At 66.1% G+C, this 22938-nt stretch carries 24 protein-coding genes and 1 tRNA gene; 14 read left to right on the top strand and 11 right to left on the bottom strand.

Going from position 1 to position 22938, the window contains the following annotated elements; all coding sequences use genetic code 11:
* Nucleotides 1-148 precede the first annotated feature (148 nt).
* From ACO06I_RS13315 to ACO06I_RS13280, 8 genes are all read left to right on the top strand, one after another.
* Entirely contained in the window at nucleotides 149-838 is a 690-nt protein-coding gene (locus ACO06I_RS13315; protein WP_421933045.1) for a TetR/AcrR family transcriptional regulator, read from the top strand.
* Between the two features lie 70 nt (nucleotides 839-908).
* Entirely contained in the window at nucleotides 909-1208 is a 300-nt protein-coding gene (locus ACO06I_RS13310; RefSeq protein ID WP_421933044.1) for a hypothetical protein, read from the top strand.
* A gap of 246 nt (nucleotides 1209-1454) precedes the next feature.
* Nucleotides 1455-2681, top strand: a complete 1227-nt coding sequence (locus ACO06I_RS13305) for a tyrosine-type recombinase/integrase (protein ID WP_421933043.1) — start codon at nucleotides 1455-1457, stop codon at nucleotides 2679-2681.
* A gap of 221 nt (nucleotides 2682-2902) precedes the next feature.
* The gene (locus ACO06I_RS13300; RefSeq protein ID WP_421933042.1) at nucleotides 2903-3067 is read left to right on the top strand and encodes a helix-turn-helix domain-containing protein; all 165 of its coding nucleotides are present in this window, start codon (nucleotides 2903-2905) and stop codon (nucleotides 3065-3067) included.
* A 3-nt stretch (nucleotides 3068-3070) separates the two neighbouring features.
* Nucleotides 3071-3679: a hypothetical protein gene (locus ACO06I_RS13295; RefSeq protein WP_421933041.1), complete on the top strand. Its 609-nt coding sequence runs from the start codon at nucleotides 3071-3073 to the stop codon at nucleotides 3677-3679.
* The gene (locus ACO06I_RS13290) at nucleotides 3676-4575 is read left to right on the top strand and encodes a DUF7146 domain-containing protein (RefSeq protein ID WP_421933040.1); all 900 of its coding nucleotides are present in this window, start codon (nucleotides 3676-3678) and stop codon (nucleotides 4573-4575) included. Before ACO06I_RS13295 ends, ACO06I_RS13290 begins: the two co-directional genes overlap by 4 nt.
* On the top strand, nucleotides 4568-5860 hold the full coding sequence (locus tag ACO06I_RS13285) for an AAA family ATPase (protein WP_421933039.1): 1293 nt from the start codon (nucleotides 4568-4570) through the stop codon (nucleotides 5858-5860). The genes ACO06I_RS13290 and ACO06I_RS13285 overlap by 8 nt, the downstream gene beginning before the upstream one ends.
* A 317-nt stretch (nucleotides 5861-6177) precedes the next feature.
* On the top strand, nucleotides 6178-6720 hold the full coding sequence (locus ACO06I_RS13280; RefSeq protein ID WP_421933038.1) for a hypothetical protein: 543 nt from the start codon (nucleotides 6178-6180) through the stop codon (nucleotides 6718-6720).
* A 368-nt stretch (nucleotides 6721-7088) separates the two neighbouring features.
* Here the strand turns inward: ACO06I_RS13280 and ACO06I_RS13275 are convergent, their stop codons facing one another.
* From ACO06I_RS13275 to ACO06I_RS13265, 3 genes are all read right to left on the bottom strand, one after another.
* Nucleotides 7089-8492 carry a hypothetical protein gene (locus ACO06I_RS13275; RefSeq protein WP_421933037.1) on the bottom strand — a complete coding sequence of 468 codons (1404 nt, stop codon included), beginning with the start codon at nucleotides 8490-8492 and terminating at the stop codon, nucleotides 7089-7091.
* Entirely contained in the window at nucleotides 8489-13363 is a 4875-nt protein-coding gene (locus ACO06I_RS13270) for a hypothetical protein (RefSeq protein WP_421933036.1), read from the bottom strand. The genes ACO06I_RS13275 and ACO06I_RS13270 overlap by 4 nt, the downstream gene beginning before the upstream one ends.
* 156 nt (nucleotides 13364-13519) lie before the next feature.
* Nucleotides 13520-13708 (bottom strand): hypothetical protein, encoded by a 189-nt coding sequence (locus tag ACO06I_RS13265; protein WP_421933035.1) that lies wholly within the window; start codon nucleotides 13706-13708, stop codon nucleotides 13520-13522.
* Nucleotides 13709-14081: 373 nt separating this feature from the next.
* Here ACO06I_RS13265 and ACO06I_RS13260 point away from each other — a divergent pair, with 373 nt between their 5' ends.
* The 3 genes from ACO06I_RS13260 (at nucleotide 14082) to ACO06I_RS13250 (ending at nucleotide 15985) form a co-directional block, all read left to right on the top strand.
* Nucleotides 14082-14915: a hypothetical protein gene (locus ACO06I_RS13260; RefSeq protein WP_421933034.1), complete on the top strand. Its 834-nt coding sequence runs from the start codon at nucleotides 14082-14084 to the stop codon at nucleotides 14913-14915.
* Nucleotides 14916-15035: 120 nt separating this feature from the next.
* Entirely contained in the window at nucleotides 15036-15419 is a 384-nt protein-coding gene (locus ACO06I_RS13255; protein WP_421933033.1) for a hypothetical protein, read from the top strand.
* Nucleotides 15416-15985: a hypothetical protein gene (locus ACO06I_RS13250; RefSeq protein ID WP_421933032.1), complete on the top strand. Its 570-nt coding sequence runs from the start codon at nucleotides 15416-15418 to the stop codon at nucleotides 15983-15985. The genes ACO06I_RS13255 and ACO06I_RS13250 overlap by 4 nt, the downstream gene beginning before the upstream one ends.
* Before the next feature lie 204 nt (nucleotides 15986-16189).
* Here ACO06I_RS13250 and ACO06I_RS13245 read toward each other — a convergent pair.
* From ACO06I_RS13245 to ACO06I_RS13235, 3 genes are all read right to left on the bottom strand, one after another.
* Nucleotides 16190-16279: transfer RNA gene (locus ACO06I_RS13245), tRNA-Ser, on the bottom strand.
* Nucleotides 16280-16327: 48 nt separating this feature from the next.
* On the bottom strand, nucleotides 16328-17284 hold the full coding sequence (locus tag ACO06I_RS13240; RefSeq protein ID WP_421933031.1) for a hypothetical protein: 957 nt from the start codon (nucleotides 17282-17284) through the stop codon (nucleotides 16328-16330).
* Nucleotides 17257-18168: a tetratricopeptide repeat protein gene (locus ACO06I_RS13235; protein WP_421933030.1), complete on the bottom strand. Its 912-nt coding sequence runs from the start codon at nucleotides 18166-18168 to the stop codon at nucleotides 17257-17259. The genes ACO06I_RS13240 and ACO06I_RS13235 overlap by 28 nt, the downstream gene beginning before the upstream one ends.
* A gap of 119 nt (nucleotides 18169-18287) precedes the next feature.
* Here ACO06I_RS13235 and ACO06I_RS13230 point away from each other — a divergent pair, with 119 nt between their 5' ends.
* Nucleotides 18288-18626, top strand: coding sequence for an MmcQ/YjbR family DNA-binding protein (locus tag ACO06I_RS13230; protein ID WP_421933029.1), 339 nt, complete (start codon nucleotides 18288-18290; stop codon nucleotides 18624-18626).
* 152 nt (nucleotides 18627-18778) lie between these two features.
* On the opposite strand, the gene ACO06I_RS13225 is transcribed toward ACO06I_RS13230, so the two are convergent.
* The 4 genes from ACO06I_RS13225 to ACO06I_RS13210 all read right to left on the bottom strand — a co-directional run bounded on the left by ACO06I_RS13225 (nucleotide 18779) and on the right by ACO06I_RS13210 (nucleotide 21624).
* A complete protein-coding gene (locus tag ACO06I_RS13225) occupies nucleotides 18779-19489 on the bottom strand; it encodes a DUF599 domain-containing protein (protein ID WP_421933629.1) in 711 nt (236 codons plus the stop codon).
* The gene (locus ACO06I_RS13220; protein ID WP_421933028.1) at nucleotides 19485-20813 is read right to left on the bottom strand and encodes an MFS transporter; all 1329 of its coding nucleotides are present in this window, start codon (nucleotides 20811-20813) and stop codon (nucleotides 19485-19487) included. The genes ACO06I_RS13225 and ACO06I_RS13220 overlap by 5 nt, the downstream gene beginning before the upstream one ends.
* 71 nt (nucleotides 20814-20884) lie before the next feature.
* Nucleotides 20885-21043: a DUF3309 family protein gene (locus tag ACO06I_RS13215; protein ID WP_421933027.1), complete on the bottom strand. Its 159-nt coding sequence runs from the start codon at nucleotides 21041-21043 to the stop codon at nucleotides 20885-20887.
* A gap of 182 nt (nucleotides 21044-21225) precedes the next feature.
* Complete coding sequence (locus ACO06I_RS13210) at nucleotides 21226-21624, bottom strand: DUF983 domain-containing protein (protein WP_421933026.1); 399 nt, start codon at nucleotides 21622-21624, stop codon at nucleotides 21226-21228.
* Nucleotides 21625-21810: 186 nt separating this feature from the next.
* Here ACO06I_RS13210 and ACO06I_RS13205 point away from each other — a divergent pair, with 186 nt between their 5' ends.
* Entirely contained in the window at nucleotides 21811-21975 is a 165-nt protein-coding gene (locus ACO06I_RS13205; protein ID WP_421933025.1) for a hypothetical protein, read from the top strand.
* Nucleotides 21976-21991: 16 nt separating this feature from the next.
* Here ACO06I_RS13205 and ACO06I_RS13200 read toward each other — a convergent pair whose 3' ends face one another.
* Nucleotides 21992-22129, bottom strand: coding sequence for an entericidin A/B family lipoprotein (locus ACO06I_RS13200; RefSeq protein ID WP_421933024.1), 138 nt, complete (start codon nucleotides 22127-22129; stop codon nucleotides 21992-21994).
* A gap of 87 nt (nucleotides 22130-22216) precedes the next feature.
* Between ACO06I_RS13200 and ACO06I_RS13195 the strand changes: the two genes are divergently transcribed.
* A complete protein-coding gene (locus ACO06I_RS13195; protein WP_421933023.1) occupies nucleotides 22217-22936 on the top strand; it encodes a glutathione S-transferase in 720 nt (239 codons plus the stop codon).
* The last annotated feature ends 2 nt before the right edge of the window (nucleotides 22937-22938 follow it).

The raw sequence follows: 22938 nt of genomic DNA, 5'->3' as shown, positions 1-22938 counted from the left end.
CATACGCCCCAAGGCCGCGCTTTCCGCGCGACCTGCGAAGCTTCGCACAAAAACAGATCGTGTTATAGTCTTCTGGCGCGGCCGGCCCCGGCCCGCTATGTCAGGCGTCGAAGGGGCGCCGCCGGGGCGTCCTGACGCGGAGAGCGGCGTGTCGAGACCAGAGGCGGCCGCCGGGCCGCGACCAGAGGCGCCGCTGGGCCGCCGGGAGGCCGGCAAGGCCGAGCGCCGCGGCCGCATCATCCACGCCGCCCGCGACCTGATCCGGGAGACCGGCAATGCGGGTCTGTCGATGCGGGCGCTGGCGACCCGGGCCGGGGTCAGCCTGGCCACCCCCTACAACCTGTTCGGCTCCAAGCGCGCCATCGTGCTGGCCCTGCTGGACGACGTGCGGGAGTTCCACGACCGGTTCAGCCACCTGACCTCCTCCGATCCCCTGGAGCGGATCTTCACCGCCATCGACATGTCGGTGGGCTTCTATGTGGACGATCCGTCCTTCTACCGGACCCTGTGGGCGGCGGTGTTCGACACCCAGGACGACGACGTGCGCGGCGAGATCTACAACCGCAAGCGCGACGCCTTCTGGCGCGGCCTGGTCGACGCGGCCGGCGACGCCGGGGCGCTGGCGCCGGCCATCGACCGCGACCTGCTGCTGCGCCAGCTCGACCTGCTGTTCCGCTCGGCCATGCTGGACTGGGTGGTGGGGGACTTGGCGCCCGAGCGCCTGGCGCCCACCATCCGCTACGGTTACGCCCTCATGCTGCGGGGCGCGGCGGCGGACGGCTGGCGCGGGCCGCTGGAGGCCCGGCTGCTGGAGAGCCAGGGGCGGTTGGGGGGATAGAACTCGATCACGCGGACGCCGATCGGGTGGCCTGCCCGACGACTGGGGCGTCGTGGTCTGGGATCGAGGCATGGGGCACTATGAGGCGTTCGACTGCGGCCTCACCGATTTCCTCGCCGGACTCGCCACCGGTGAGATCGTACCCAAGGAATTTCCCGAGGACATGCTGCCCTGCGACCGCCTGTTCGAGCCGTCGCCGCTAAGCCGTGCCGAACGACGTGATCTCCTGACCGGAAGTCTTGGTGGTAGGAGCGTCGTCCGAGTGGAGCTCAACCGGCAGCTGGCGGATGATCCCCTACGGGTGGCGCTGTCTCCCGTGTCGTGGCGCGCTTCTTGGCGCGTTTCGCACAGGCGCCGGATGTCGCGCTGAGACCTGGCTCGATCGTCGGGGCGGACCCCGACGCGCCAAGGCGGCACCCTGCGTCGCCCGTAACATCTCGTTTTATCGAGGAGTTTTTGGCGGTGAGAGAGACCGCCATACTACTTTGCTAAGGTGTCCGATAAAGTTCCAAAAAACGTTGTCTACTAGGGGAATGGTGCGGCATCCGTCCTTGACCGTCCAGAGGCATCCATGACCATACCCTAACAATGTTGGGGTTTTTGTTGGGGTGGTCATTTGGCGCGTAGGCAAGAGAAGCGGCTCGATAGCCTCACCATCAAAGCCCTGACGAAGGCGGGGCGGCATGCTGATGGCAGCAATCTCTATCTCGTGGTGGATAAGGGCGAAGGCGATAAGCCGGGCGCGAAGCGCTGGGTCTTCCTGTTCCGGTGGGAAGGAAAGCTAAGGGAGATGGGCCTGGGCGGCTTTCCGGGCGTCCTACTGGCGGAGGCGCGGAAGAGGGCGCGTGACGCCCAGGAGGTCCGCAATGACGGTAAGAACCCCATTGATGAGCGTGCGGCCCAAGCCAAGGCGGATCGCGCCAAGCCGACCTTTGGCGAAGCAGCCGATGCCTTCGTCGAAAGTATGAAGCCTCAGTGGCGAAACGAGAAGCATCAGGACCAGTGGTCGATGACCCTGAAGACCTATGCGGCTCCGCTGCGTGCGATGCGTGTTGACGATGTAGACACGGCAGCCGTGCTCGACGTGTTGAAGGTGCTTTGGCTGGAGAAGCCGGAGACAGCCTCCCGGCTTCGCGGACGCATTGAGCGAGTTCTCGACGCGGCGAAGGCGCAGGGCCACCGTGCCGGGGAGAACCCTGCCCGCTGGCGGGGCCACCTAGACCACCTGCTCCCCAAGAGGCAGAAGCTCACACGCGGCCATCACGCGGCCATGCCCTATGACGAAGTCGCCGCTTTCGTCACCGCCCTGCGGCAGCGCGAGGCGGTGTCAGCCCTTGGGCTCGAATTGCTTGTCCTCACCGCCGCGCGGTCGGGCGAGGTGATGGGCGCGACTTGGGGAGAGATCGACCTCAAGGAAAAGGTCTGGACCGTGCCCGCGACGCGCATGAAGGCCGGTCGAGAACACCGCGTGCCCCTAGGCGAGCGCGCGCTCGCGATTCTCGACGCCGTTGCGCCGCTCGCCAAGGATGCCCAAGGGGTGATCGATCCCAAGAGCTACATCTTCCCAGGTCAGAGGAAGGGGCGTCCCCTCTCGGTAATGGCCTTCGAAATGTTGCTTCGCAGGATGAAGCTGGAAATTACCGTTCACGGATTCCGATCAAGCTTCCGCGACTGGTCTGGTGAGGTGTCGTCGTTTCCGCGCGAGGTCGCGGAAGCCGCGCTTGCGCATTCGGTGGGTGATCAAACTGAACGCGCCTACCGGCGCGGCGACGCATTGGAAAAGCGCCGGGAGATGATGGATGCCTGGGCGGTCTACCTTGGACAATGCCGGGAGCCTGCGTGATCAGCGCTGATTACGTTTCGCAAGGACTCTCTACCGGAGAATTATAGCCAAGAATCGGGGTGCTGTTTAAACGCATAGACTTCGTGTTCCGTGTAAACACAGAGTGTTTTGCCTAATAAATAAAATAGCATGGTCGTTGGTTTAGTAGGCGCGTCAGGGCAACCTTATTTGGACCACACCGGATTCATTGGTGGTCAGAAAGGTTCCTAATGAAGTTCGCCATGAGCATCGTCGATGCTGCCGACGCGTCGAGCGTCTCGCGCTCGTTCCTCTATCTCAAGATTAAGGATGGCACGCTCCCGACTATCAAAGTCGGGGGCCGTCGCCTGATCTTGCGCACCGACCTGGAAAGCTACTTTGAGAGCTTCCGTAAGGAAGCCGCCTGAGCCATGGCCATCAACGGAAAACCCGCTGCGCTGGAACGCGGCGGGCTCTCGGATATCGTTCGCAATGACGCGGAACGCCCCGAGGATAAGGCTATAAAGCAGGCCAAGAAAGCGCTGGTCCGCCGCGCCATTGCGCCCTGTAGCGATACTGGCGCGACGCTGGCGGAACGCTGCCTGAGCGTCATCCGCGACCAGGGCACGGCGTCGGCCAGCGACGTCGCTGCCTCCCTCAAGCGTCACGGCATCAACCGCTACAAGCCCGTCACCATTAGGGCTCGCCTTAACGGCCTCCGAAAGAAAGGCCTCATCCGGTTCTCCGATCATGGGCGCGGCGGCGAAGATGCCCGACAATGGGAAATTGTCCCGAACCCCAAGTGGGCGCAGGGCGCTCCATGCACGTCGGACAACGGTCCCGTGGGCGAACTTCGCTTCGAACTGGCGGGCGGCCACTTCGACATGCGTGTCTATCGGATGTGTCCGGCAACCGAGGTTATGACGCCGACAAAGGATGGGCTGCGCCTCAACGTCGAACACCTACCGGGCGTCATTGCCGAGCTACAGGCGGTCGAGGTGCATGCCCGGAAGAAGGGTTGGATCGGGGGTGACGAATGAACTCCGCTCCCAACCTCCACACCCTGCACCAGCAGTTCGGTGGCGATCTCTACGACGGTGGCCGGCGGTTGGTGATGCCGGGGCCCGGCCACTCGCGCCACGATCGATCCCTGTCCGTCATGATCAATGATCGGGGCCGGGCGATCTATCATTCCTTCGCGAATGAGCCTCACAGCGTGGTCAGCGCCTACCTGGGCTTGCCCGAGACTCAGGACCAGCCACAGAGCGTCCGCGAGGCCAAGTTGGCGCAGGAGGACCGGAAGCGACTCGCCGCCCTGGAGCGGGCCTCCAAGCTCGCTTTCTGCCAAAGGGTGTGGGGCGACACCCTGCCCGCCGAAAGCTCGCCGGTGGAAACCTACCTTGCGGGCCGGGGCATCATCGGGCCGATCCCCGACGCGATCCGGTTCCACGCCGCCGCGCCGCTCGGTTATCAGGGCTCCGCCGTCTACACGGCCATGGTCGCCATCGTGACGGGCCCGGACGGCAAGTCCTCCGGTCTGCACGTCACCGCAATCAAGCCGGACGGGTCGGGCAAGCCGGACATGACAAACCCGCGCCGGATGTTCGGCGACATGCGCGGCGCGGCAGTCCGCTTCGCGCCTGTCCCTGTCAATGGCGTCCTGGGGCTGAGCGAGGGCCTGGAGACCGGCCTTTCGTACAGCCTAATGACCGGGCTGGCGGTGTGGGCCTGCCTCTCCACCAGCGGCCTGCGCAACTTCACGCCGCCCTCGGAGGTCAAGCGCTTGGTGGTGGCCGCAGACGGTGACAGGGCCGGGTTGGAGGCTGCGGCGATGCTGGTGGAGCGATCCTCCCGGCGCTGCGCCTGCGCAGTGGCGGCGGCTCCTGAAGGCCAGGATTGGAACGACGTACTGATGATGGAGGTGGCCAATGATTGATTTCAACCTCGCCGCCCGCGCGACCGTCACGCCTCCTCCAACCCTTCAAGCCCTACCCGACTGGGCCGTGGCGAATGACCTCGCCCCGGGTGGCTTGGTCAGCCGTCAGGAGCGGCGGGCGACCATGGCCAGTGTTCCGCTGATCATCGAGACCGCGCGCCAGTCTAAGTTTGTGGTCGAGAACTTCGACGGCATCCGGCCCCTTGCGTTGGGCTGGCGAGTGAAGGGGCTGTGGCCCGCAATCGGTGTCTGTATCGTCGCCGGGGCGTCCATGTCAGGGAAATCGTTCTGGGCCCTGAACGCCATCGCCAGGGTCTGCAGGGGGCAGTCCGTGGCGGGGCGAAAGTCCAAACCCTGCGGAGTCCTCTACATCGCCAGCGAGGGTGCGGGCGGTGTCCGCAATCGTATCGATGGCCTGCGCCGCAAGGTCGGAACGTGGGGTGGTCGCCTCGCCTTCATCGGCCAAGCCCCGAACCTCACTGACGAGGACGACGTGGAGGACCTGCGCGCCACCATCGCCGAGACCAGGGCCAGCATGGCCGTCCAGGGGGGCGAACTGGGCATGGTGGTGGTCGATACCCTCAGCGCTTCCACCCCCGGCGCGGACGAGAACAGCGCGAAGGACATGAGCCCCGTCCTGGCAGCCCTCCAAACGCTCGCCCTGGACTTTGACCTGCTGGTCCTAGTCATCGCCCACACCGGGAAGGATGAAACCCGTGGCGTCCGAGGTTGGTCGGGTCTCAAGGCCAACGCGGACGGGCTGATCATGTTTGAGGGCGCGGATGCCGAAGGCGTCCGGGTTGGCGAGGTGGTCAAGGTCAAGGACGGAGCGTCGGGTGACAAGTTCGCGTTCGCTTTGGTCGAGATGGAGATTGGCCGCGACGAGGATGGGGACGCCATCACGACCTGCACCGTGGAAGAGGTGGCGATGCCCGACCGCCCGAAGACCGGACGTTCGCCCACCAAGGCCATGGCGACGGCGGACCTGATCCTGAAGGCCTTCAACCGCATCTTCGAGGCCAAGGGCATTCCCATGACGGCGGCGGGGGCCGAGGGCGCGAAGGGCGTCTGCGTCGCCGATCTTCGTGTCGATGCCTACAGCATCGGGGTCGGACCTTCGGAGCCGGACTATGGCGAATACCCTGACGATGCGAGCCGGAAGGCGTGCAAACGCAAGTGGCAGGACCAGCGGAAGGCTGATTTCGACCGTGGCCGCGACCACCTGGTTAGCACCCATCGCATGCGGGTCGAGGGCGGCATGATTTGGCCGTTGGTCGGGCGATGAAGCCCACGCCAATCCCTCGGGGGACAGACGGAAGGGGGACGGAAGCCCATTCGTCCCCCAATGCCGGAAGACCTCCAGGGGGCTCTTTGGGGGACCGGACCGGACCACACTCTTAAGAGTGGTCCTCCCGTCCCCCTGTCCCCCGACTTCCTCGGCCTCGCTCACCCACCAAATTGGAGAAAAGAAACTCGGTTCTAGCCAAGGTCGCCCAGCGGAACGGAGGCCGGGCGTCCAAACAGAATTCCGTCCATCCATGTGGGTGTGGCGGCAAACAGCAGCGTCGAGATGACGCCGCCCCTCTGGAAAGATAGACACCAATGACCCACATCGACCCCCAATCAGACCGCGAGCCCTACGGGGATTTCCACCGAGGCTATGTCGCTGGGTTGAGCCGCGCGTCAGTTGCCTTAGCCGATTTCATCTCCGGCGACGGGCCCTCAACGATTCCGATCCCTCAGCACACCGGCGACATCGTCGAGATGGCGAGGAGGTTGATCGGTGCCCTCCTCAACCGAACCGACGAACTTGAGGCGGCGGACAGGGCGGGGAACGTCTTTCCAGAGGCATTGCACCGCTACGTGAATAACCTCCAGGAGCAGGGCTCTGATCGGGAGGAAATTGCGTACAGGTTGGAAGCGCAGCGGGTGTCCTTGGCGCGCGACACACCGGTGCGGGCGATCTTGGATCGAGCTTGCCCGCGTGCATCGGCAGAGGATGGTGTGCCCGCTTGCCCCGCGCATCTCCCATGCCGGCACAACGTCGTTAGCCTTCGGGATTGGGTTGCCGGGCACGCGGCTTCCGGGCAGGAGCTTGAAGCTCTGGTGTTGCCCGTGATGCCGGTGGGGAGCCGCTTGCCCTAGCTGGAGACCATAACGCGCGCGACGCGCACGCGAGGGCTGGAACGAAAGGAGTGCGGCCGATCCGCCGCGCCGATTGTTTCGCCATTCAGTGTAGCCGGCCCAAGGTGGTGAGCGCCAGCGACAGGCCTTCGAAAGGTCGGCTGGGGCTCTTCTCGCCCGTTGGGAAGGTCCGTTCGAGGGCCCAGGCGGCGGTGGGCCTCGGCAAAACCTGGCTCACTATGGACCTTGAAAGTCCACAGTGATTCTGGACCAAGCGGCGGTCTCACTGGGCTTCCGCCGCCCGGGCACGATACGCTTGGCGCGGCGGCTGCGCGTGCCCGAAATCAACAGCATTAAATGGCAAGGACCGTGAGCGCTGAGCAGATGCGCTACTGGCCACAGGGCAGCGCCGCTCGCTCGGCCGCGGTCCAGCAGTGATCGAGGTAGACGCACGCCTGACAGCAGGTGCGGCTATCTACGGCCTGGATGAGGCAGCGGCCGTGACGGCGATCCAAGACGCCCTGGTGCGCGCAGTGATGCTGCTGCGTGTCGGTGAAGAACGCGCGCGGCTCTAGGGACCGAACGCTGATAGCCGACTGGAGGGCGGCGTCGGGGCCGCACTCCGCCCAGCTATGAAACCGGCAATCTTGCACGCGCGGCTCGGCAAGAAGGTAGTGCTCGGCGCTGCCCGTCGCTACCAGCCATTCGTTGGCCTCGGGAAGGTCTCGCACCAATGCCTTGGCCATCCCTCCGTTCGGAAAGCCAGGAAAGTCGCCCAGTTCGCTTGGGGTGAGTTCGCCCTGGAGTTCGGCGGCGCAGGCCGCGAGCAAATCGGCGCTGCGGGCGCGAACCGACTCTAGGTGCGGGGTTAGCGTGTCGGTACCCTCATCGTCGCGAGTGTAGTCTAGTTCGACATGCTCATCGCGAGCGATGACGGTGAAGACGGCGCCGTCCTTCCGCGCCACGAACAGCGCCGGGTAGAGCAGGATGCGGGGCCGGCGAGCGAACAGCATGCTCCCAGACCGCTCGTAGTGGACGTGGACTCCATGAAACGCCCCGCTGACGCTGTCCAAGTCGATGAATTGACGGATCTGCGCCGGGCGCAGTGGGATCGGCGCATCCTGTGTGAGCGCTGAGCGGTGGAGAAGCCCGAAAATCTCCTCAGCCCGATCCTTGAACTGCCCTCGGGTGAAGATTGCAATTTCGTCTGGCCGAGCGGTGCCCAAGAAGGTCTCGACGGGATCGGCGAAAACCACCAGCCACTCGCCGCTGATGACGACCGCTCTAGGCAAGGTGTGGTGATAACCCTCACTCAGTGTGCGGACATAGCCGTGGACCTGACGCAGATAGGCGTCCCACTCAGGGGAAATCGGCGAGGTGCCCGCGGCCTTGCCGTCGCGGATATGCTGGATGGCCGCGACCACCAACGCGGCTTCGCTGCTGAACTGGCCGCCGCCGCGCGCAGCGATGGCCGGCTTCTCCCAGGCCTTGGCCTCGACAAGCAGCAGCGGCGACCCAGCCTCGTCGGTGACGCCGACGTAGTCCATGAACTTGGTGGTGTCGGCCTGAAGCCGGGCTTCCTCCAGTACATTTCCGCCAAGCCCGAGGCGCCAACCCAGGTGTTTTAGCAGTTCATCGACGAAGAGCCGTCGGGTGTCGTGTTCATGCGGCCGACGGTTCGGATCGACCTCAGTGAACGGGTCGCGCTGGGGCTTCGCCAGCTCCCGCTCGACCGCCTCAAGTAGGTCGCCTAGCCCCTGCTTGAACAGATTGAGCAGCTCCAGCCGGTTCACTGGATCAGTTCGGGTAGGCGATAGAGCAGCCGGCGCGCCGCCGGCCAGCCCGCTTCCAAGAAAACTTCGAGGCAATCGACCAACGCCGCCCGGCGCGCAGGCACCTCGAAGATATGCTTGTGATCGGCGAGGAACACGCCAACCAAGCGCACCAGAAGGTCGACGCCCAGCGACTCGTTTTCGTATCCGGACCGCCGGCCGCCGCGCAGCGAGTTGGCGGCCAAGTCAAAGGCACCGGCGGGATCGACATCGACAAGCCGCTCGACGAGTTGCAGCAGGTAGTATGTCGTATGCGGCGGCGCATACTCGCCAATCCGCATCAGTAGGTCAGAGTTCTCGCGGAAGAACACGTCAAGGCCGGCATGGCCCAGGCCAGGATCGCTGTCGCGCAGCCCCGCCGCCGCGCCGGTTGCGAAGTACATCTCGCTGCCCGCTCTATCAATGAGCTGCGCGCATTCCCGCGCCTCCGCCAGGGCCACCTCGTCCAAGTTCTGCTTTGGCATCAACACGGCGAGCCGCGCATTGGCTGCGTCGACGATGTCGGAGATGAGCGCCTGCGCCCGCCGGCGCAAGTCGGCGTCCTTGTCCGGTGTCGCGCCAATCCCACTGACGATGGCGCTGCGCAGGGTCGAGAGGATTGTCCGTGCTTCCTCGGCGTGACGCCATGGCGCGACCAGCCACCCATCCAGAACGGCCTTAGCCTCCGGCGACTGGTAGGTCACCCAGAGCACGCTGAACTTGTCTGCGAGTGCCTTGCGCAGGCGCGCGGCGCGGTCGGACCCTGCCGGTTCCCTCTGCAACAGCGCCAGCAGAAGCTGAAGGCTTCGACGCTGGTCGTTGTGGATCAGCCGCGAGACCAAGCCGCCGACGACGTGCTCGACCACCGTCAGATTTGGTTCGTGCGCCAGACGGTCGGCGAGCAGTAGCCAGAAGCGGTCTCGGTCAATGTCCCAAAGGCGCCCGAGTCGCGCTGCCGCGTTTAGACGGACCGCGGGGTGAATATCGGTGAGGAAGGGTTCGGCCAGCGGGAAGAGATGAGGATAGAGGTCGGGCCGTTGGACAAGGAGGTCGAACGCGGCCTCCGCGGCCTCGACCCGCGCCGCCGGTCCGCCCCAAGATGCCGACTCTTCGAACCGAGCTTCCGTAGTCTCGTCGATGTGAGGGTTTTCCGATTGTGCGGCGATTCGCAGCAGAGCGATGAAGGCGGCGTCTTGTTCGGCGGTCGGTGGTGCGTCTTCGGACTTCAGCAGTTTGCGGGAGACGATCACATGTACTCCTTGGCCGATCACGCCTTCGGCGTGCCGGCGCAGGCCTACGTGAGGCGCGTCAGCGACGAGTGCGGCGTTGATCGCGCCGAGGCGGGTCAGAAACTCCGGCAGCGACACCGAGGGCGTTTCATCTGGATTGGGTTCGAGGTGCAGTAGCGCCTTGGCGGCATCGATGGCGGCGATGAGCGGGGTGTTTTCAGGCGCCTCGCGGTCGAGCCCTTCGATCCAGTGGAAGTCGTCTGCTGCTCCGACGTGCGAGCGGAGCACGAACAGGCGCTCGTTCGTCGCTCGTTCGTCGTTCGGCTTGTCGTCAACAAACTTGCGGGCGCCCTCCGTCACCAGATTCTCGCGGCCGACAGCGGTGAACAGCCGCTCTAGGAACGCTTGGCGGGCCTCCTCTCGGTACTGAAAGCGCACGAAGTCGAAGCCCATTGCGGACCGCTCGAAGGCTTCGCGCTCTTGCAGAGTGCGCCGGGTGAAGCCGGCGGCGAGTACGTCGATGGCGTCCTTGCGGGTGTCCGGTAGGACAAGGAACGGCTCCGTGGCTGCGAACGGCCAAAGCTGATCAATCAGGCTATCGTTGCGTTCAACGGCGCAGAGGAACAGCCGCGACCAGAAGATGGCACGCGAAGCCTCCTCGATCAGGAGATCGGCCAGTTTCCTCGCATCCGACTCCGTAGCTTCTCTAAGGCGGGTCCGGAGTTTCGAGATCAGACTTTCGGCGTCGCGGTCGTACTGATCGTCCGGATCGTGCGCCCAGACATAGCTGCGGTCTTCTTTCAGGCGAACCGTTCGACCGGCAATCTCCAGCTCGACGTCGAGGGTTTCATCGGAGTCCTGATGTTCGCGGACGATATAGCCTTCGACCGCATCTACTATGGCGCTGACTGCCTCGCGAGGATGCTGCACCAGGAACGTCGGCAGATATTCACCGAGCGACCAGCGCGCCATGCCGTAGTCCTGACGGGCGTGGGACGTGAGGTTGAGGATCTGACTACTGCCGATCCGCGTCGGGCGATCATCGGTGACCTGATAGTCGTAAACTACCCGGAAGACCTCGACGACGAAGTTGGGGTCGGCCGCGCCCACGGCGGCGATCTTGTAGCAAACGGCAGGCGCTTCCTCGTGTCCAAATCGGTCCAGCCGGTCGCGCTCGAAGAGCTGGGCCAGGAGGGCTCGCGAAGCCAAAATGTCCGTGGTGTAGGTGTCGATGACGAAGCCGATCGCCGACCGTACTGTGAACCCCGGCTCAGCCAAAGTCAGCGCATGGGCCATGAAGGCGCGCGCCGCTTCCCCGAGCATCGGTCGGAGCGGGCTATCGGTCAGACGTTCGATGAGATTATGCAGCAGGAACCGCAGGGTTCCGACCACGGCGCTCGGAGCAGTCGCCAGCCGTGCGGCGAGATGCGCCCAGGGTTCGAGCGTGACCAGCTTTTCGTCTTCTAGGCGCACGACCAAGGCGCCGCTGATGTCGGACAGCGTCTTTAGCGCCTTCGCGTCCCCGGCAACGGCGCGGTCGCCGAGCCAGAGCGCATCGTTCGCAGCGATCGGAAACTCGGCGCCCAGCCGCCCCGCCGTGCTGCGGATGATTGGGTCGCCGTCCTCATCGTTGATAAGCACGCCGACGGCGGTCCAGAATCGCGCGCGATCAGTCTCGGATTCCCAAATCTCCCGCAGCACAAAGCCGAGCGCCGGAGACAGCATCAGCCCCAGGACGTCGGCCTTCCGGAAACGGTACGCGCCGCTGAGGATAGCGCTAGGCTCTAGAAGTAGTCTCGCCGCCGCGTAGTCGAACAACAGGTGGTGGCGGAACTGCACCCAGCGGTCGCCATCGACGACGATCAGAACGCCGTCCTGGCACAGGGTGTCGATCATCGCTGGCGTTTCGCTGGCCGCTTGGAGGATCGGTGCGCGCAACGCCCGCGCCTCGACCATGAGCCGAACCACTGTGTTGAGGCAGACCATCGCGGGCAGGCCGTGACCGCCGACGCGGCGGTCCCAGTAGAGGCGGAGCAGATCCGTCTGCGACGAGACGTCGTCCAGGGCGCTTACCGCGCCGCGGGCGATCAGCTCGCTCAGCAGCCGAGTGTTGAATGGCACCATGGCCAACTCGCGCAGCCGAGGCGGCGCCCGGTCGAGACACGTCTTGAGCGCGGGCGACTGTTGCAAGAGTTGGTCGAACTCGCCTTCGGACCACTGAGGCACCTGGACATGCCGCACCCCGTCGAACGCCGGATCAGCCAGCGCCTTCTCCGGCGGCGCACCCTTGAAGAGAGCCCGGAACTGCTGCCCCATCCGCAGGTCGAAGTTGCGAATTGAGGCCACCACGGTCCACCGACCGCGCAGCTCCATGACTCGTTCAATCAGGGCTCGGAACACGCCTTCGCCGCGACCGCCGCGCGTCGCATCGAGCGCGTCGATGACAAGATAGGCGGGGTTCGGGCCGTCCCAGGCCTCCAGCACCTCCAGTAGTCCGTGCTGCAAGCCAAGCTCGCGCGACAGGCCTTCTATGCTCTCGACCGAGTAGCGATCGACAGCGAGCTCCAGAACGTCGGCACCCGACGCCACGAGTCCGCGCGCCAAAGCGTTGAGCACGGCGCTCTTGCCGGCCCCAGGCTCGCCGATGATCAGGAGCGGGCCGCCGCGCACAGCGGCTTCAACCGCTCCCTGGCAATCCCGGCTCACCGTGAGCGGCGCGCCGCTGGCGACCTCGATCTTCTCGTAGCTGCCCAGCGCTTCGGCGATGCGACGGGAATGCTGTTTCAGGGCGTCGATGTCGGTGCGATAGGCCGGGGACGCCGCGAGAGCGATCCCTGCCGCTGCCAGGCGTTGGCGCAGGGTGGGCGAGTCGCCGCCGCCGCGCTCCTTCATCATTGCGCCGCTCAAGTCCGACAGCGCAGCAAAGGCGTTGGACCCATCGGCTTCTGCACCGAAGGCCTTGACCAGTGAACCGGCGGCCAGGGCTGGTCCGCGGTCGACGTCGAAAGTGAAGACGGTTACGAGCTGCGCCAAATCCGGTAGCAAGCGATCGTCCATCTCACTCTTGGTGGTCACCGCCCAGGCCCGTTCCACCAGGCCTGCGAACGTCTTAAAGGCGCGCTGCTGGGCTTGATTGAGGACGCCCCCGCCGGGCTGAGACTTCAGGCGCAGCGCCGCCGATAAGTCCTCGCGGACCTGAGCCGTGGCCTGAGGTCCCACCGCCAGCACCAGCCGGTCGCGGCCGGCGTCCAGTGGCCGGTTCCAGTCCATGCTGCCGTCACCTTGCTGGCAAACGAACCAGTGGCGGACAAACTGGGAAACCGTCTTGCCCAAGGGTGAACCAAGGTCATCACTCAGGCTGACGGTGGTCTTGGCTTGGATGGCCACAAAGCCGCCTTCGCTCGTCTTGACGAGTAGGTCATCAACCGGCGCTTCGGTTTCAAAGCGTAGCCACTCTGGCGCCGCCGCGCCGAGGCAAAAGGAAGCGTCGAACCGGTCGCCAGCCAAAATCCACGAAAAGATCAGCGCGCCGAGCTGCTGCTCGAAGCGCATGCCGGCGCTCGTCGCGGCCCCGCCGCCGCCGATGCGGTCGCTGCGCGGTGTTTGGGGCGGCGAGTTGGTCAAAGCTGGCTTTCATTTTGAAGCTTGAGTGGAGACTGCCGATATCGGCCTTCGCTGCCCGACCGGCAACCCAAAGGCTAGCTCGATAGCCTGGGGCGTCGATGACATCAGACGGCATCATTCAGCCGGTGGTCGTGGGCGGCCATATCGCGTCCAAGCCTAAAGGAGGAACGCTTTGGCGAGGTAGGCAAGAATGAAAGTTACAGCAATTGAGCCGAGCGCGGGGAAGTCATCAAGCCAGAATGTCCACGTCCCGTCGGGCGGGGGCTCGACGTAGCTAGCATCTGACCCGATCTCGCTTGGCGCGATCACCTTGAACTCGCCTTCGATGATTTCGTGCTGGCTCATAACCCTTACCCCGCCGATTGACCTTTCGAGAGCCAACCCTCCCAGCCCATGCTAGAGCCGCCTTGCTCCGAACGTAAAGACGCCTGCGCCGTTGGAGCACTTAGACTGGAACCGCCTCTAAACACGGCGAGGGCTCGAAAAGGCGGAGTTGGCGGATTTTGCTGGCGCGCTACTTGCTGCGTTTGGTTGACCAGCGGGCCCGAGACCAGACGGCGCAACTCTGATCATCGGACCGGGGAGGGAGGCTGCAGAGATGCGAGGGTGAGCCGCGAGCGCTTAGACCGCAACTCAGTCGAGCCGTTGTATTTGCCGAACCAGGTTGGATTGCGACCGGAGCTAGGACTCAGTGGTACAAAGCGATTGAGGTCGGCTCATGAACGAAGGTGCGACGGTTTCAATGCCTATCGAGACGCCTGCCCGACGCCTCGGAAAGCGGGTTTTGCAAGATGCTCGGGCCTTAGAGGATCTGAGGCAGGCCTTCACTTACCTGATCTCGGCGGATCAGCTCTGGGATTTGCTGGGTAATGCGCCGCCTCGCCATGCGATCTACAAGGCTGCCGTGGTAACCTACAGCCGCCCCTTCATCGCGGCCCGCAGTCCTTCAGGCGGCCGAACACAGGCCTACCCGATACGCGAGCATCTTGGGACAGAAGGATTCGAACGCGAAGTCCACGCGCACCTTCTTGATCTTCGCAATCTGTTCCTAGCTCACGTAGACCCGGTCGCCTACCCGTCCAGATTGGCCACGGTGACCTTCAAGTTTGACTTTGACACGGGCGAAACCAGCTCTGGCGAAGTTGGCCTGGCCACATGTGTGTACAGCTGGGACGGCCTCGACGATCGCGGATACCTGCATCGCGTGCTGGCTCACATCGATGCATTTTCGCGATCCATCCAGCTAAGGCTGCAAGAGCGTCTTCGGGAACTCCAAACAATTGCAAGCCTAGACCGCACAGCGATAGGTGAGTTTGCCGAGGTGCAGCGCTCGTCAGCAACACGCATCGAGTCCGGCGAAGAAGCGAGATATTCAATGTCGGATTTGCTTGGCATGACCTGGAAGAAGCCCGACGCAGAGATCGGCGGGCCGGAGTACCACTACCGCGCCTCAAACGTCTTTGCGACGAGCGAGGCTGTAACTCCGGGCTCAGACGGGCAGCTTCGAGTGAACGCAGGCCCCGCCTCCTTGCACCTGGATCGTCAAGGATAGATCGGACGACGCGGGGTGACCTTCTCCCCGAAGCACTGGCCGGGGTTAAGTCCCGCCAGGTCGCCCCCCCTCGGCATCGTCGCTGTGAACCCTGGGCGGTTTGAACGACCGAGGGTATGAATGGCCCTCCTGATCTTCGAGAGACCTCCGATGATTAACTCTAAGGACATTCGAACCCGCGACGCGGGTGCGGCGATGGATCTACTTTGCCCGAGATGCGGTGCGGACAACCTGCACCACTTCGGCGTGACATTCTTTGAGCGGGCTGAGGATGCCGCCGAGTTAGTCCGCCTGACGCACTTCCCTCCCAGCCTCAAAACGGAGGTGGTCCGTTCCGATGTGTCCGGAAATCCGAGTTCGCGACGTGATGGGCTGGCGGTTCGCTTCTACTGTGAACAGTGCGGAGGCGAGACCGAGGACGATGTGATCGAGCTAACAATCGCTCAACATAAGGGGTCGACGGAGATCGGCTGGCGTTTCACCCCGAGGGTCCCGCGCCCTTGACCGAAAGCGACGATGATCTTTTTCGCGAGATCAACCGGCTTGCGCACGAGTTGCCGGCGGATGGCGCACTGCATCACCAAATCCTATCACTCGGCGATCTGGAGAACAGTTCAGCGGCCCTAGATTTACGCGTCGCCACCGCAGGGGCCAGCGCTGTCGAGGCGGGCCTCAGACGTGCCATTTCACAGCACTATCATGCTGATCTGAGCCGAGCCGAGCTTGACGCCATGTTCACCCGAGGGCCTCTCGCGTCCTTCAACGGGCTAATTGCCAAGGCCCTCGCCCTAGGCATCGTGAGCGTCGATCATGCGCGCGAACTTCACCGGCTGAGAAGGGTGAGGAACGCATTTGCGCACGCTATGAACGCAGTCACGTTCGAGGACGCTCCCGTCACCGCCTTGATGAGGCGCCTTTGGCACTACCCAGTGACCAACTGGGCCGCTCACTTCACGCCAGTGTTTTCATCCCGCAGCCAATTTGCGATCATCTGTGAGACCTTCTGTTCGAGCTTCCTTCGATACCGCGTTGGGGATGTGCCGCTCACACGCGGCGGAACCGATTCCTGAGCGCGCATCCCCGACCCGTTCCGCTTCGATCGATGAGAGATCGTCCCGGCGAGTTGGTAGCGTTCACCGATGGTGTAAATTCGCCGTCCAGCGCTGTCGCTGTGCGTCCACCCCAATCCGGCGCATAAATTGGGGTATTTGTTGGGGCGCACGGAAATAGAATTCCCGTTTTTCCTTGTTTATCAATAACTTAAGGAGGGAATTTGGCGGTGAGAGAGGGATTCGAACCCTCGTTAGGCTTTCACCTAAACACGCTTTCCAAGCGTGCGCGATCGACCACTCCGCCACCTCACCGGCCGTCACGAACCGGCCTCAGGCCGCCCGCGAAGGCGCGCAATATACTCAGGAAGGTTCCCGGGGCAAGCGGCGTCCGACCGCCGCGGCAAGATGGTTCGGATCGAACAGCGAGCGGCCCTCGCGGCGGGTGAGCGCGGCCTCCAGTTTCACGCTGTCGGCGGACCACCGGGCGAGGTCGGCGCCGGCCTCTGGGCGACCCTCGCGCAGGGCCTGGGCCAGGGCGGCCAGGCGGGCGTCGGCGGCGCGCAGGGCGCGGCGGGAGCCGGGTAGGGCCGCGTAGCGCTCGTCGATGAGGAAGAGGCGGGCGCGGGCGGCGGCGACCATGACCACCGCCGCGGGGCGGTCACCGCGGGCGGCCAGGGCCTGGGCGGCGGCGATGGCCCGGCGCGCGTCGGACATCAGGCCCTTAACCGCCACGGGGTCGGCCAGGGCGCGGGGGCAGGCCGACGGTGACAGGGCGCCGACATAGGCCACGAGGCCCGCCAGCACGGCGGCGGGGGGCTCGGGACCGTCGAACTCCTCGGTGATCAGGCCGTGGATGAAGGGCGAGAGCCCGGCGGGGGCGACCTTGAGGTTGGCGCGGGGGCCGCTGAGGTCGGGAATCGGGACCGGATCGTCGATCCCGTCGCCGCGATGGGAGCTGAACAGGGAGGAGGTGACGTCGGCCGTGCCCGGCGCCCCGGAGACGCCGGGGAACTGGAAGTCGCGATTGTCGCGGCCCGAGCGGTGGCAGGTCTCGCAGGCGACCCCGGCGCGGGCGGCCTGGCCCCCCAGGACCGTGGGGGTGCGGAAGGCGGCGCGGCCGATCTCGACGGCCAGGCGCGTCTCGGGGTCCGGCGCGGGCGACAGGCACTCGGGCGGGGCGGTGGTGAGGGCGCGGACGACGTCGGCCCGCGGCGCCAGCCAGCGCTGGGCGCGCAGGGGCGTGTCGGCGGCCTGCGCCGCCGCGATCCCGAGCAGGGCGAAGGCGGCGGCTAGGGCTCGCGGCCGGCGTCGACCCAACGGCGCAGCTCCTCGGCCTCGGCGCAGCCATAGGCGCAAATCCGGTCGAGCCTCGCCAGCATGACCCGGGCCCCGGCCAGGTCGCCGCGCTCCACCTTCAGCTCGCCATAGTATTCGGTGGCGCCCCGGTGCCGCGGCGCGATGGCCAGGGCCTGGCGGTAATAGGTCTCGGCCCGGTCGAACTGGCCCTTCTTGCGCCAGGTGTAGCCCTGGTAGGTGAGGATGTCGGGGTGCGGCCCCAGAGCCTCGCGGGCGGCGGCGAGGGAGGCGAGGGCCTCGTCATAGCGATGCTCGTTGATCAGGCTGACGGCGGCGACATAGGCGCGGTCCCCGGCGGCCGGGCCGGCGAACAGCAGGGAGCCCGAGGCGGCGACCGCCGAGCCGGCCATGGCGCTCTCCACCGCCTTGACCGCGGCCTCCAGGGCCTGGGCCTCGCCGCAGGTTCCGCAGGCGGCGGCGCGGGCCTTGAGCCAGTCCAGCTCGCCCTGGGCCTTGGGGTCCTTCAGCCCGCCCAGGGCCGCCCCCAGCCCGCGATGGGCCTCGATGCTGTCGGGCTCGAGCTTCGCGGCCTTCTCATAGGCCCGCCGGGCGCCCTTCAGGTCGTTCTGGCCGGCGTTGGCGACCCCCAGCAGGCGCCAGGCCTCGGCGTTCTTCGGGGCGGCGTCCACCACGTGGGTCAGGGCGCGCTCGGCGTCCTTGTACTTCTTGTCGTTGAGAGCCTGGATGGCCTTCACATATTCGGCGGCCGGGTCGTAGGACGGGGCCGACATGCTGGGCATGTCCCCGCCACCGCCGCCGCCGCCGCCCGAGCTCCAGGCGGCGCCCGCCGCGCCGAGGCTGAGCAGCGCCCCCAGGACCAGCGCCTCGCGCCATTGCCTACCCATCGCCGACCTCCCTGGCGTTTCGCATAACACTGTCATGAAAGCGGCGCGCCGTCAGCCGGGGGCGGCGTGTAAAAGCCGCATCCTCACCCTATGTTGAGCGCCGGCCGCCGAGGAGCCTCATGACCCCCGCAGAGTTGGATGCGGCCTGCCTGGCCCTGCCCGCCGTCACCAAGGTCGTCCAGTGGGGCGGCAGCGACGTCTACAAGGTGGGCGGCAGGATCTTCGCCATCGCCGGCCTGGCCGGAGGCCTGATGTTCAAGGTCACGGACCTGGCCTACGAGGTGATGACCCAGAGCGGCATGGCCCGGCCGGCGCCCTATCTGGCGCGGGCCAGGTGGGTGTCCTTCGACGACCTGGCGGCGCTGGATCCCGAGGAGGTCGCCGACTGGCTGAAGACCGCGCACGGCCTGGTGGCCGCCAAGCTGACGCGGAAGCAGAGGGCGGAGCTGGGGCTCTGAAGTTCCTCCCCCCGCGGGGGAGGGGGACCGCGAAGCGGTGGAGGGGGTTCGGGCTGTGCGGGTTCAACGGGCCCCAGCCCCTCCGTCACGCGGGCTTGGCCCGCGCGCCACCTCCCCCGAAACGGCCGTCGGCCTGGGGGAGGAATTGCGTTCTAGCCGCCCTGCAGCAGCCTGCGGAGGTCGGCGATGGCGCCGGCGGCCTTGGAGCGGCGCTGGCGCCAGAGCAGCAGGCTGACGGCGCCCAGGGTGGCGGTCATGAAGGCGATGGGGCCAAACAGCCAGGCCGCCGCCGCCAGGGAGAAGTAGTAGCCCCGCACCCCGGCGTTGAAGGCCGAGAGCGCCGGATTGAGCAGGCGGGCGGCGGCCTCGCCATAGGCGGCCTTGAAGGCTTCGTCCTCGGTGTCGGGGGCGGCCCCGACGGCGGCGATGCAGTAGTTCATCTGGCGGATGGACCAGATGAAATCCAGCAGGCCGCGGGCCAGCGCCACCAGGACGAGGGCGATCTGGCCCTCGAACAGCAGGCGCGAGGAGGTCTGGACGGCGATCAGGCTGGAGGCGCTGCGGAAGGTGGACTCGCCCCCGAACAGCACGCCCGCGGCGCCGGCGATCAGGATCAGGTTGGAGGAGGCGAAGAAGGAGGCCGAGTTCAGGGCGTGACCCAGCAGCTGGCCGTCCATGAACTTGTTCTCGCGCCCGGCCATGTTCCTCATCCAGGCCACCCGGATGACGGTCATGTCGGTGGTGATGGCTGCCTTGCCCCGCGCCACGACCTTGAGCAGGGGCTCATAGGCCAGCCAGACCACCAGGAAGACGATCAGGGCGGTGAGGTCGAGGGGCGAGAGCACCAGTTTCACGCGGTCAATCCTCGGTGATCAGGCTGTGGCGGTTGGTGTTGCGCAGGGTGAGCGCCACCAGGAAGGCCAGGCCCATGATGCTGGCGACATAGACGTAGAAGCCGCTCTCCATGCCCTCCTTCTTGAACCAGAGGGCGACATATTCCGCCGTGCCGCCGAACACCGCATTGGCGGTGGCGTAGGGCAGGGCGACGCCCAGGGCGCGGACGTGGGCGGGGAACAGCTCGGCCTTCAGCACCGCGTTGACGGCGGTGTAGCCCGACAGGATCAGCACCAGGGCGCACATCAGGGCGAAGGCCATCATCGGGTCCTTCGTCACCGCGATCTGGGAGAAGATCGGATAGGTGAAGATCGTTCCCAGCAGGAAGGCGGCGGCCAGGGTGGTCTTGCGGCCGATCCTGTCCGACAGGGCGCCGAAGATCGGCTGGGCGAACATGTAGACCCCCAGCGCGGCGGCGGTGACCCCGGTGGCGGCGTCCTTGGAGAAGCCCGAGGTGTTGACCAGGAACTTCTGCATGTAGGTCGTGTAGGCGTAGAAGGCCAAGGAGCCCGCCGAGGTCAGGGCGAAGATGGTGGCCGTCTCCTTGGGGAACTTGGCGAACAGCAGCATGGTCCGCGAACGCTCGGCCCCCTCGGCCTGGGCGGTGAGATAGGACTGGCTCTCCTGCAGGCCGGTGCGGATCCAGAACACCACGATGGCCAGCACCCCGCCGATGGCGAAGGGGATGCGCCAGCCCCATTCCTCGAGGTCGGCCTTGGGCAGGACGTGCTGCAGCAGGATGAGCACGCCGAGCGCGGTGAGCTGGCCCATGATCAGGGTGACGAACTGGAAGCTGGACCAGAAGCCGCGGCGCTTCTTGCCGGCCATCTCGGACATGTAGGTGGCGCTGGCGCCGTACTCGCCCCCCAGCGACAGGCCCTGGACCAGGCGGGCCAGCACCAGGGCCACCGGCGCGGCGGTCCCGATCATGCCGTAGTCGGGGATGATGGCGATGGCGAAGGAGCCGGCGCACATCATCGAGACCGAGACGGTCAGCGCCTTCTTGCGGCCGGCGCGGTCGGCGTAGAGGCCCATGAACCAGGCGCCGATAGGCCGGGCCAGGAAGCCCACGGCGAACACCGCGGCGGCCTGCAGCAGCTGGGCGGTCTCATCCCCCTTGGGGAAGAAGTGCTTGGCGAAGTAGAGGGTGAAGGAGGAGTAGGCGAACCAGTCGTACCACTCCACGAAATTGCCGGCCGATCCCCCGAGGATCGCCTTGGCGCGCTGCAGGGAGGTGAGCCCCGGCGCCATCGCCTCGGGCGGCAGTTCGCCGCCGCTTTCCGTGACCGTCATACATCCCCCCGAACGAAACTGGCTCGGGGGGATGCTAGAGGGTGTTTTGACCTAAGCGAAGGCCGGTCTGCCTATATCCGGCCCATCAGGACCAGGATCAGCACGATCACCAGCACCAGGCCCAGGCCGCCGGAGGGCAGGTAGCCCCAGGAGCGCGAGTGGCCCCAGGTGGGCAGGGCGCCGATCAGGGCGAGCACGAGAATGATGAGTAGAATGGTCCCCAGCGACATGGCTCTAGCCTCCCAAGAGCCTGACCGGATGGCCAGGCGGTAAGGCCGGGAAACGAGCCTGAGCGCCGAAGGTTGCTGGCGCCCTTTCCTTTCAGAGGATCTGAACGGGCGAAAAGGGCTCCATCCTTGAGATTAGAGCGTGGCCGGCGCCTGAACCGGTTGCCACGTCAGGCCGCCACGCCCTAGTCGGCCATGTCGGCGGTGTGCAGGTGGGCGTCCCGCTCCTTGATCCGCAGGACATAGAGCAGGCCGATGAAGGCGCCCTTGACCCGGGGCAGCAGGGCCAGGGTCGCGCCGGCCAGCGGGATCAGGGTGGCGGGCACCATGATGGCGGTGGGCGCCTGCCAGATGATCGGGAAGAACAGCAGGGGCGCCACCAGCAGGTGGCCGACGATCAGGATGGTGAAATAGGCCGGGCCGTCGTCGGCGGGGTACTGGGACAGGTCGTGGCCGCAGGCCTGGCAGCGGGGCTCGACCTTCAGATAGCGCCAGTAGAGGGCGCCCTGGTTGCAGTGGGGGCACTTGCCGCGGAGGCCGCGGGTCATGGCCTGGGTCAGGCTGGGGGGTTCTTGACGGGACATGGCCGGCATATGGGAAGCCGGGCCGGAGGAGTCCAAGGTGACGGGGGGTCGCATCGGGTACATGATCTTCGCAATCCCAGGCGGGGCTTGGGGTTCCCCATTCGTGGCGCGTCGTTAGGTCCCACCGCGCCAGCGGGAACGTCTCGCCCGCGCAACCCATTGATGAGCAAGACGCGGAGAAGCCTCATGAATTCCGACCGACCGGCGCCGAGCGGCGACAAGGGCGTGCATGGCCATACTGGCCCCACCACGCCCGCCGAGGACAAGATGGCCCAGGCCGATCCGGCGGTGTCGCCGCCGGAGGACCGGGTCAAGATCGCCGAGGCGGCCTCCCGTGAGGAGGACGCCTGACTCTCGCCCTGGCGCCTTAGTGCTTGGCGTCGTCGGCGGCGCCGCTGACGGCCTTGCCGGCGGCGGAGACGTCGCGGCCCATGCCGGAGACGGTGTTGCAGGCCGCGGTGAGCAGGGCGGCGGCGGTGACGGCGAGAACCAGAACCTTGCGCATCGAAGAACTCCTCAGTGATGGGGCGGCATAGCCAAGCTTGATGGCGCTTTCTAGGCGAGGGCGTGGCCCTCGGGCAAGGAGGACGATGTGACCTATGAGCTGCATTACTGGCCGGGCCTGCAGGGGCGGGGCGAGTTCGTGCGCCTAGCCCTGGAGGACGCCGGCGCCCGCTATCGCGACGTGGCCCGGGGGCCGGAGATCGAGGGCGGGGGCGAGCGCGCCCTGATGGCCCGCATGGCCAAGGCCGATCCGCCGCCCTTCGCCCCGCCCTTCCTGGTGGACGGCGACCTGGTGATCGGCCAGACGGCCAACATCCTGCTGCACCTGGGGCCCAGGCTGCACCTGGCGCCTGCGGACGAGGCCGGGCGGCTGTGGGTCAACCAGATGCAGCTGACGATCGCCGACCTGGTGGCCGAGGCCCACGACACCCACCATCCCCTGGATGTCGGCGACTATTACGAGGACCAGGCCGACGCCGCCAAGGTGCGCGCCAAGGCCTTCCGCGACGACCGGATCCCCAAGTACCTGGGCTGGTTCGAGACCATCCTGGCGGGCCAGGGGGACGACGCCTGGCTGACCGGCGCGGCGGTGACCTATGCCGACCTCTCGCTGTTCCAGGTGGCGGAGGGCCTGACCTACGCCTTTCCCAGAGCCATGGCGCGGGCGGGCGCGAAGCTTCCGAGGGTCCTGGCGCTCACCGAGCGGGCGCGCACGCGGCCCAATATCGCCGCCTACCTGGCCTCGCCGCGAAGGATAGCCTTCAACGAGACGGGGATCTTCCGCCACTATCCCGAGCTGGACGGCTGAGG

This window comes from Phenylobacterium sp., from assembly GCF_965229015.1.
Classification (GTDB): domain Bacteria; phylum Pseudomonadota; class Alphaproteobacteria; order Caulobacterales; family Caulobacteraceae; genus Phenylobacterium.
This window is presented reverse-complemented; position numbering and strand designations above follow the sequence as displayed.

Bases quoted from the DNA above. Each gene is read 5' to 3' on its own strand.
- ACO06I_RS13230 (WP_421933029.1), top strand. From the start codon at position 18,288: ATGACCCCCGCAGAGTTGGATGCGGCCTGCCTGGCCCTGCCCGCCGTC.
- ACO06I_RS13310 (WP_421933044.1), top strand. From the start codon at position 909: ATGGGGCACTATGAGGCGTTCGACTGCGGCCTCACCGATTTCCTCGCC.
- ACO06I_RS13200 (WP_421933024.1), bottom strand. From the start codon at position 22,129: ATGCGCAAGGTTCTGGTTCTCGCCGTCACCGCCGCCGCCCTGCTCACC.
- ACO06I_RS13295 (WP_421933041.1), top strand. From the start codon at position 3,071: ATGGCCATCAACGGAAAACCCGCTGCGCTGGAACGCGGCGGGCTCTCG.
- ACO06I_RS13280 (WP_421933038.1), top strand. From the start codon at position 6,178: ATGACCCACATCGACCCCCAATCAGACCGCGAGCCCTACGGGGATTTC.
- ACO06I_RS13235 (WP_421933030.1), bottom strand. From the start codon at position 18,168: ATGGGTAGGCAATGGCGCGAGGCGCTGGTCCTGGGGGCGCTGCTCAGC.
- ACO06I_RS13260 (WP_421933034.1), top strand. From the start codon at position 14,082: ATGAACGAAGGTGCGACGGTTTCAATGCCTATCGAGACGCCTGCCCGA.
- ACO06I_RS13220 (WP_421933028.1), bottom strand. From the start codon at position 20,813: ATGACGGTCACGGAAAGCGGCGGCGAACTGCCGCCCGAGGCGATGGCG.
- ACO06I_RS13285 (WP_421933039.1), top strand. From the start codon at position 4,568: ATGATTGATTTCAACCTCGCCGCCCGCGCGACCGTCACGCCTCCTCCA.
- ACO06I_RS13300 (WP_421933042.1), top strand. From the start codon at position 2,903: ATGAGCATCGTCGATGCTGCCGACGCGTCGAGCGTCTCGCGCTCGTTC.
- ACO06I_RS13290 (WP_421933040.1), top strand. From the start codon at position 3,676: ATGAACTCCGCTCCCAACCTCCACACCCTGCACCAGCAGTTCGGTGGC.
- ACO06I_RS13205 (WP_421933025.1), top strand. From the start codon at position 21,811: ATGAATTCCGACCGACCGGCGCCGAGCGGCGACAAGGGCGTGCATGGC.
- ACO06I_RS13210 (WP_421933026.1), bottom strand. From the start codon at position 21,624: ATGTCCCGTCAAGAACCCCCCAGCCTGACCCAGGCCATGACCCGCGGC.
- ACO06I_RS13265 (WP_421933035.1), bottom strand. From the start codon at position 13,708: ATGAGCCAGCACGAAATCATCGAAGGCGAGTTCAAGGTGATCGCGCCA.
- ACO06I_RS13255 (WP_421933033.1), top strand. From the start codon at position 15,036: ATGGCCCTCCTGATCTTCGAGAGACCTCCGATGATTAACTCTAAGGAC.
- ACO06I_RS13215 (WP_421933027.1), bottom strand. From the start codon at position 21,043: ATGTCGCTGGGGACCATTCTACTCATCATTCTCGTGCTCGCCCTGATC.